We start from the raw sequence: 6297 nt of genomic DNA, 5'->3' as shown, positions 1-6297 counted from the left end.
CTCGATGCTCTGTGATCGGCAGGATGGCAAAGCGCGCTCATCGGCATGAGCGCGCATCGCGGCATGAGCGGAATGCGGCATGTGAGTGCGTTTGCTGCGCTACCGCAGCAGCGCGGTACTCGGAGCTGGCGGGGACCAACTCGTGCCAGACCGCTCCAGACCCAGTCGCCACTGCGGTGCCGTGGTTCGCCGTCAGCTTGCTTCGGTGCTGTCTTGATAGAGCGGGTAGAGGCGGAAGCCAGGTTTCTCGAAGTGAGGGAATGTTCGGTAGAAGTCGGTGGCATCGTCCTGACTGAGCAGATCTATTCGCTCCCCGCCGGCAAGGCGCAGAGCCTCGTTGACCATGGCACGGCCGATCCCCTCGCCGCGGCGAGTCTCGTCGACCACCATGTTGGCGAGGTACGCCTGCAGTTCTCCATCGCTGAAGAGCTCAGCGAACCCAATCACGTCCCCGTCATCAAGCGCGACGACCGTGGTCACGCCGGGGGCCGTCAGCACTCTCATGGCACGCGCCGGGTTCGCGGGGAACGACGGCCAGCCTTCATTGGTGCAGAGTCGAAGTACCCCGTCGAGATGTGCGGCCACAAACCGTGTGTACTCAGGCATCGGACTATCGTTTCATCCTCGCGACGGACACAGGGTCTGTGCCAGCAGGCCGCCGAGTCGCGTACGGTGCGTGGGCGCAACAGAAAGTCTGGTCGCGGCGGCTGACCCTGTTGCGTACGGTTCCGGGATGGAAATCGTCGTGACACTCGACTGCATCGACACCGAAGCTCAAGCAGGATTCTGGCTGGACGTGCTGAGACCACTGGGGTATCGACGGGCCTTCGACGCACCCGCCGTATCTCAGCCTGACCACGCCCAGCTCAGCACCGACGCTGCTGTTGCAGGGAGTTCCGGAAGTCAAGCAGGGCAAGAATCGAATGCACCTCGACCTCCGAGTGGAGGACTTGCCAGCCGAGGTGCAGAAATTGGAGCAGCTGGGCGCGCGGCGGCTCTCCAACGAACTCACTGAACACGGCTTCCGTTGGTTCGTTCTCGCTGACCCAGAAGGAAACGAGTTCTGCGTCTTCGTTCCGCCGACGACCTCAGGTACGGCGGGATAGGCCAGCTCGATGTGGATCCGCTGGTCAGGCCGCTCGCTCTCGGGGCCGCGATATACCACGAGCGGGGCCGATGACTCCTCGATCAATTGGAGCAGGTCCGCGCGCAAACTCCCAACCGATCATGGCCTGACGGCATCGGAGCCACAAATTTTCTGGCCGCAGGCCGAGAGGGACCCGAGTCCGCTGAGCAACTTCCTCAATTCGGCATGAGCGCGCAGGTCGCGGCATGGCCGCGCGTTGGCACGGCACGGCACGGCATCATGTGGTGGTGCCCGAACGGACTGAGTACGTGGTCGATACAGGCGATCGTGGAGACAGTGAGCGCATCTATGCCTGCCGCCTCGTTCTATCCGTGACAGCTGAAGACGTCGCCTCCTTCGAGACCGACATCCCGTTGGCGTCGGCCTGGAACTGGCCGGGCGACGTGCGTGAAGCCGCCGCTTTCCTCAGCTCCCTCAAGGATCCGTCTAGGGGCGAAGACGCGCTCTATCGGCGAACCGGCAGGGTGCCCAAGACTGACCGGGCCTGGGAAGCCTTCGTGATCGTTGCGCCCTACGCCTACGACGCCTCGGCATGGAGCGACGATACACAGCAGATTGCTGCACTCTCAGACACCGCAGAATCCATCGTGGCTGCTTTGACGCCGGATCAGACGTCAGTCGTGGGTCGCGCCATCGGCCAGGACGCGCTCGTGCCGCTGAAGCAGTGGCGCAAGCGGAGGCGTTGATGCCGGGCGCGCGACGGGCCTTCCCACCTGCGGCATAGAAAGGATGGTCTCGTGGCGTCCTAGTCTCCTGCCATGGGCACGAGCAAGGTCGATTTCCGTGGGCAGTCGTTCTGGACTCGCGATTCAGTGGTGAGGGTCGTCCTTGCGCTGCTCGTGGCTGAGCTTGACCCGGTGACCACGAGCGAACCTGAACTCGACGCCTTGTTGAACCGATGGGCGCTGAACGCTGCTCTCGGTGTCACGGGTGCCGTGGACGCAGCGCTGGACGACCACGTGACAAACGATCACATTGTCGAACTCATCCATGCGGCGATTCCGCCCATCCAGGGCCGCCTCGCCAGCGACGCCGTCGTAGAAGTTACAGATCCCGCCTTCCTGCATCGTGCCGTTGTCGACATCGCCCCACCAATCGACCCACCTGCGGCGCGTGGTGCCTGGGTTCGCGAGGGTCTGGCTGCGCTGGACCAATTGCTCGCCGGCCAACTTCCCGAGGTACGCGGAGGCTATTGGTGGGTAGATGACAATGGCCTCAGGTCGACTCGCGGGCGAGACTCATGAGTCCGTGACTCAGCGCCTGTCGGGCCTGGCACCACGATGAGCACGAACGTTCGTCGCGGGCCGCAGCGGGCCGGTCCATGCGGGTACCGCCATGTCACTCACCAGATCGGGACTGTGGCTCATCAGGACAGCACTCTGGGCGAAAGGACGCACGATAGGCCGCCCGCTCATCGGCAGATCCGTGCGTTGCTCCGACATGTGGAGGCAGATTCTTCTAGCCTGTCGCGCATCAGTTGGCGGATCACACAGCGGGACGGATCGAGCCGGGCCGCTGGCTGCTGGACAATCGAGCGGCCAGGGGGACGGACCAACCGGTGCTGAGTCACCCTTCACGGGCACGTTTTCAGGCGGCCGTGCAAAATACGTGCAGACGTGCGAGTTGCTGTAGCTTCGCGATGTGGCGTCTGCGCAGGTCAGGGCCACATTTGGAGTGTTCGGACGCCTTGGCCTTGAAAATCGGTATGGCGGGTGACCGTCATCGTGGGTTCGAATCCCACAGCCCCGCTTTCTGGCTGGGACAGGTGGACCCACGGTTTGTGGGTTCACCTGTTTCTTTTTGGGGCTGGCAGAGTGGGGGGATGGAGATGCGGGTGCCGGTGGGGCGGGGGGAGTTGTGGGCCGAGCATTTGGCGGGGCCTGGGGTGCCTGTGGTGTTGCTGCATCCGGGGGTGGGGGACTCGCGAGTGTGGGATCCGGTGATGCCGCGGTTGGAGGGGCGGCATCGGGTGGTGCGATACGACGTACGGGGGTATGGGCGGTCTGCGCCGCCGACCGGTGAGTTCTCGTTGCTGGATGACCTGGTGAGTGTGCTGGATCAGCTGGGGCTCGAGCAGGTGGTGTTGGTCGGGAGCAGCATGGGCGGGGATACGGCGCTCGGCCTTGCGCTCCAGGATCCGGCGCGCGTGCGGTCGCTGGTGTTGCTAGCTCCTGGAGTGAGTGGGTTCCCGTGGCCTGAGGAGCCTGAGATCGAGGCGGAGTACGACGTACTCGCCAACAAGCGGGACATCGACGGGCTGGTGCAGTTCGGGTTGCGGTTGTGGGCGGCTGCTGGTGCGGATGAGGCGGCGGTGGCTCAGCTGGAGGCGGCGGCGCCGGCGTGGCTGGAGCAGGAGAAGTACATGAGGAAGGACCAGCCGGTGTACGACCGGTTGGGTGAGTTGCAGCTGCCGTCGGTGGTGATGGTGGGCGACAAGGACCGTCCGATTCTGGCTGCAGTGGCTGGGGCTGCGGCGGCGCGGATCCCCGGCTGTGAGTTCATCTGGATCCCCGGTGCCGACCACCTGCCGAGCCTGCGCAGCCCAGACTTGGTGGCCGAAACCATCCTGCGGATGGCGATCTAGCCGGCGGCGTTGTGCAGGGCGGCGCGCGCGACCGCGATCGCTGGATGGTTGCCCATGCCGCGGCGGTAGGCCAGATGCGTTCTGCGCCGGATGGGCAGTGGGGTCAAGACGACGGCGGCGGGCGGCGCGACGGCGCCCAGATCGGGTACGAAGGCGACGCCTTGGCCGGCTGCCACCAACGCGAGTACGGCGCCGAAGTCGTCGGCGTGATGGCGGATGCGCGGCGCGAATCCAGCCGCCTCGCAGGCCCTGATCGTCAAGGTGTGGCACAGCGTGCCAGGGGTGCCGGCAATCCAGGCGGAATCACGCCGGGCGGTCAATGGCTCAGCGGTCAGTGCGGCGAGATGAACGGTCTCTTCCAGCAGCGGCTCGGTCTGCAGACCCGGATCGGTCGCGACCGGCACGTAGTCGTATTCCTGGACCAGCGCGATGTCGAGACGTTCCTCGCGGAGGGCGTTCGGCACTGACGCTGGATCCAGTTCGGTGACCATCAGATCCAGTCCAGGGTGGTCGGTGCTCAGCGCGACGACGGCGGGCGTCAGGATTGTCGACACCGCTGTGGGGAAGACGCCGATGCGCAGGGTGCCGGTGAGAGCTGTCGATGCCAGTTCAGCGGCCGCTTCGTGCAGTATCGCGAGCACCGACTCGGTACGTTCGACGAGCCGGACAGCCGCCGGGGTCAGCTTCACGCGCCGGCCGGTACGTTCCAGCAGCGGTACGCCGGTCTCGCGTTCGAGGGCGGTGAGCTGCTGCGACACCGCCGACGGCGTGTAGGCGAGCGCCTCGGCGACAGCCGCGATCGTTCCGCGATGGGACAACTCACGGAGGAGCCGGAGTTTGCGTACGTCGAGCATAAGGTCACCTTACGCTCGACAACAGTAATGCGAACTGGACCTGAACAGCGGGCTTCAGGGATCGTCGAGACATGTCGCTCACAGGTCTCTTCGTTCCGCTGGTCACGCCGTTCACCGCCGCCGATGAGGTCGCTTACGAGTCGTTAGAGGCACTCGCGTACGCCGTACTCGATGATGGCGCGGCGGGGATCGTTGCCTTGGGCACGACTGGCGAGCCGGCGACACTGACGGCCGCGGAGCGTCGTCGGATTGTCGACATCTGTGCCGGGGTGTGCGTACAGCGCGATGCGCAGTTGATTGTCGGCACCGGGTCGAACTCGACCACGAGCTCGGTCGACATGCTCGCCGAGCTCGATCCCCGAGCCACCGCCGCTCTGACCGTCGTCCCGTACTACAACCGCCCGTCCGAGGACGGAGTCGTCGAGCATTTCCGCCGACTCGCGGCGGCCAGTCCGGTTCCGTTGCTGGTCTACAACGTCCCGTATCGGACTGGCCGGTCGTTGGGCGCCGACACCCTCCGCCGACTTGCGCAGCTGCCGAATGTTGCCGGGTTCAAGCACGCGGTCGGTGGCATCGACGACACCACCGTCGAGTTCATGAGCAGCCTGCCGACCGATGTCGCGGTTCTCGCCGGTGACGACCTCTACACCGGTCCGCTGCTGGCGATCGGTGCGAGCGGGGCGATCCTGGCGTCCGCCAATGTCGCTACGCGCGCGTACGCCGACCTCGTCAACGCATGGCGAGACGGCGCGCTCGACCACGCGCGCCGTCTCAACAACCAGCTCGTCCCCTTGACCCGCGCACTCTTCGCCGAGCCCAACCCCGCCGTCATCAAGGCAGTCCTGGCAGCTCGCGGCCGCATCCCCAGCCCCCACGTCCGCCTACCGCTCCTCGCCGCAACCCCATCAGCCACTAAGACCGCCCTCGGCCATTCAGGTGCCGGACGGCTGGGAGAGGTGTTGGTGGATTAGCTGCCAGCCGGTCGGAGTGTGGTTGAAGACTCGGGTGGAGCGGAAGGTTGAGGTGCGCTCGCTGGCTGCGATGTGGTCGTGGCCCCAGGCGATGGCGAGGTTGCCGGAGGCGGTGATGGTCACGTCGGGAGTGGTGAAAGTGATGGGCTCGGTGGTGGATTCGAGGCCGGACTTGCAGACCTCGCGGACCGCTGATTTGCCGACGTACTCACCGTCGAGCTCGTAGGAGACGACCTCGTCGGCGATGGGTTCCATCAGAGCATCGAGGTCGCGGGCGGTGGTCCGGTCCGTCCATTCGTGCATCAGCGAACGGATCTCGTCCGACGCGACAGCCGGCGGTACGTCGTCGTGCGGGAACGAGTGGTGTTCGTGTACGACGATCCAGCGGCCGCCCAGCCGCTGCAGACCGAGCGTCAGCCGCAACCGCAGGGCCGGATTCTCCTTGAGCTCGTTGGCCGTCCCACACAGCAGCAACGCATAAGCGAAGGCAACGTCCGAGCCCTCGACCACCTCGAGCGACTCCAGTTCGAACACCGCGCCCGAGCGCTGCCACTCGAAGAACCCCGGCCAGGTCGAGCGATAAGCGTCGAGTCCGCGCACTCCGTCGTACGGCGGAGGTACGTCGAACATCACGATGTCCGGGGCGTGGTCGGCCAGCACCGTGTCGAGGTCGCCCTCGTGGACTGCGGTCACCCAATTCTCGATGAGCGTGCGAATCTCCTGCATCTTTCCGTCCTCTCG

Annotated in this window: 8 protein-coding genes; 4 read left to right on the top strand and 4 right to left on the bottom strand. The window is 65.5% G+C overall.

Annotated features, from left to right (window positions below):
* Positions 1-192: 192 nt before the first annotated feature.
* Positions 193-606 (bottom strand): GNAT family N-acetyltransferase, encoded by a 414-nt coding sequence (locus EV646_RS17725; RefSeq protein ID WP_132149794.1) that lies wholly within the window; start codon positions 604-606, stop codon positions 193-195.
* Positions 607-815: 209 nt separating this feature from the next.
* Here EV646_RS17725 and EV646_RS17720 point away from each other — a divergent pair, with 209 nt between their 5' ends.
* Both EV646_RS17720 and EV646_RS17715 read left to right on the top strand, forming a co-directional pair.
* Positions 816-1106, top strand: a complete 291-nt coding sequence (locus EV646_RS17720) for a VOC family protein (RefSeq protein WP_199237037.1) — start codon at positions 816-818, stop codon at positions 1104-1106.
* A 226-nt stretch (positions 1107-1332) separates the two neighbouring features.
* A complete protein-coding gene (locus EV646_RS17715; protein WP_132149792.1) occupies positions 1333-1833 on the top strand; it encodes a hypothetical protein in 501 nt (166 codons plus the stop codon).
* Between the two features lie 123 nt (positions 1834-1956).
* Here the strand turns inward: EV646_RS17715 and EV646_RS17710 are convergent, their stop codons facing one another.
* Positions 1957-2316: a hypothetical protein gene (locus EV646_RS17710; protein ID WP_132149790.1), complete on the bottom strand. Its 360-nt coding sequence runs from the start codon at positions 2314-2316 to the stop codon at positions 1957-1959.
* A gap of 653 nt (positions 2317-2969) precedes the next feature.
* Here EV646_RS17710 and EV646_RS17705 point away from each other — a divergent pair.
* Entirely contained in the window at positions 2970-3731 is a 762-nt protein-coding gene (locus EV646_RS17705; RefSeq protein WP_132149788.1) for an alpha/beta fold hydrolase, read from the top strand.
* On the opposite strand, the gene EV646_RS17700 is transcribed toward EV646_RS17705, so the two are convergent.
* Entirely contained in the window at positions 3728-4585 is an 858-nt protein-coding gene (locus EV646_RS17700) for a LysR family transcriptional regulator (protein ID WP_132149786.1), read from the bottom strand. The two genes, EV646_RS17705 and EV646_RS17700, sit on opposite strands and share 4 nt — an antisense overlap.
* Before the next feature lie 71 nt (positions 4586-4656).
* On the opposite strand from EV646_RS17700, the gene dapA reads away from it, so the two are divergent.
* Positions 4657-5556 carry a 4-hydroxy-tetrahydrodipicolinate synthase gene (gene dapA, locus EV646_RS17695; protein ID WP_132149784.1) on the top strand — a complete coding sequence of 300 codons (900 nt, stop codon included), beginning with the start codon at positions 4657-4659 and terminating at the stop codon, positions 5554-5556.
* On the opposite strand, the gene EV646_RS17690 is transcribed toward dapA, so the two are convergent.
* The gene (locus EV646_RS17690) at positions 5518-6282 is read right to left on the bottom strand and encodes a YybH family protein (RefSeq protein WP_132149782.1); all 765 of its coding nucleotides are present in this window, start codon (positions 6280-6282) and stop codon (positions 5518-5520) included. The genes dapA and EV646_RS17690 overlap by 39 nt on opposite strands.
* Positions 6283-6297 lie beyond the last annotated feature (15 nt).

This window comes from Kribbella antiqua, assembly GCF_004345665.1.
Lineage (GTDB): Bacteria > Actinomycetota > Actinomycetes > Propionibacteriales > Kribbellaceae > Kribbella > Kribbella antiqua.
Note: the sequence above shows the minus strand (reverse complement) of the source record. Positions and strands in the feature narration are given on the sequence as shown.

What these genes read in the sequence shown, in the direction of transcription:
- EV646_RS17725 (WP_132149794.1), bottom strand. Translation starts at nt 606, where the DNA reads ATGCCTGAGTACACACGGTTTGTGGCCGCACATCTCGACGGGGTACTT.
- EV646_RS17715 (WP_132149792.1), top strand. Translation starts at nt 1,333, where the DNA reads ATGGCCGCGCGTTGGCACGGCACGGCACGGCATCATGTGGTGGTGCCC.
- dapA (WP_132149784.1), top strand. Translation starts at nt 4,657, where the DNA reads ATGTCGCTCACAGGTCTCTTCGTTCCGCTGGTCACGCCGTTCACCGCC.
- EV646_RS17700 (WP_132149786.1), bottom strand. Translation starts at nt 4,585, where the DNA reads ATGCTCGACGTACGCAAACTCCGGCTCCTCCGTGAGTTGTCCCATCGC.
- EV646_RS17705 (WP_132149788.1), top strand. Translation starts at nt 2,970, where the DNA reads ATGGAGATGCGGGTGCCGGTGGGGCGGGGGGAGTTGTGGGCCGAGCAT.
- EV646_RS17690 (WP_132149782.1), bottom strand. Translation starts at nt 6,282, where the DNA reads ATGCAGGAGATTCGCACGCTCATCGAGAATTGGGTGACCGCAGTCCAC.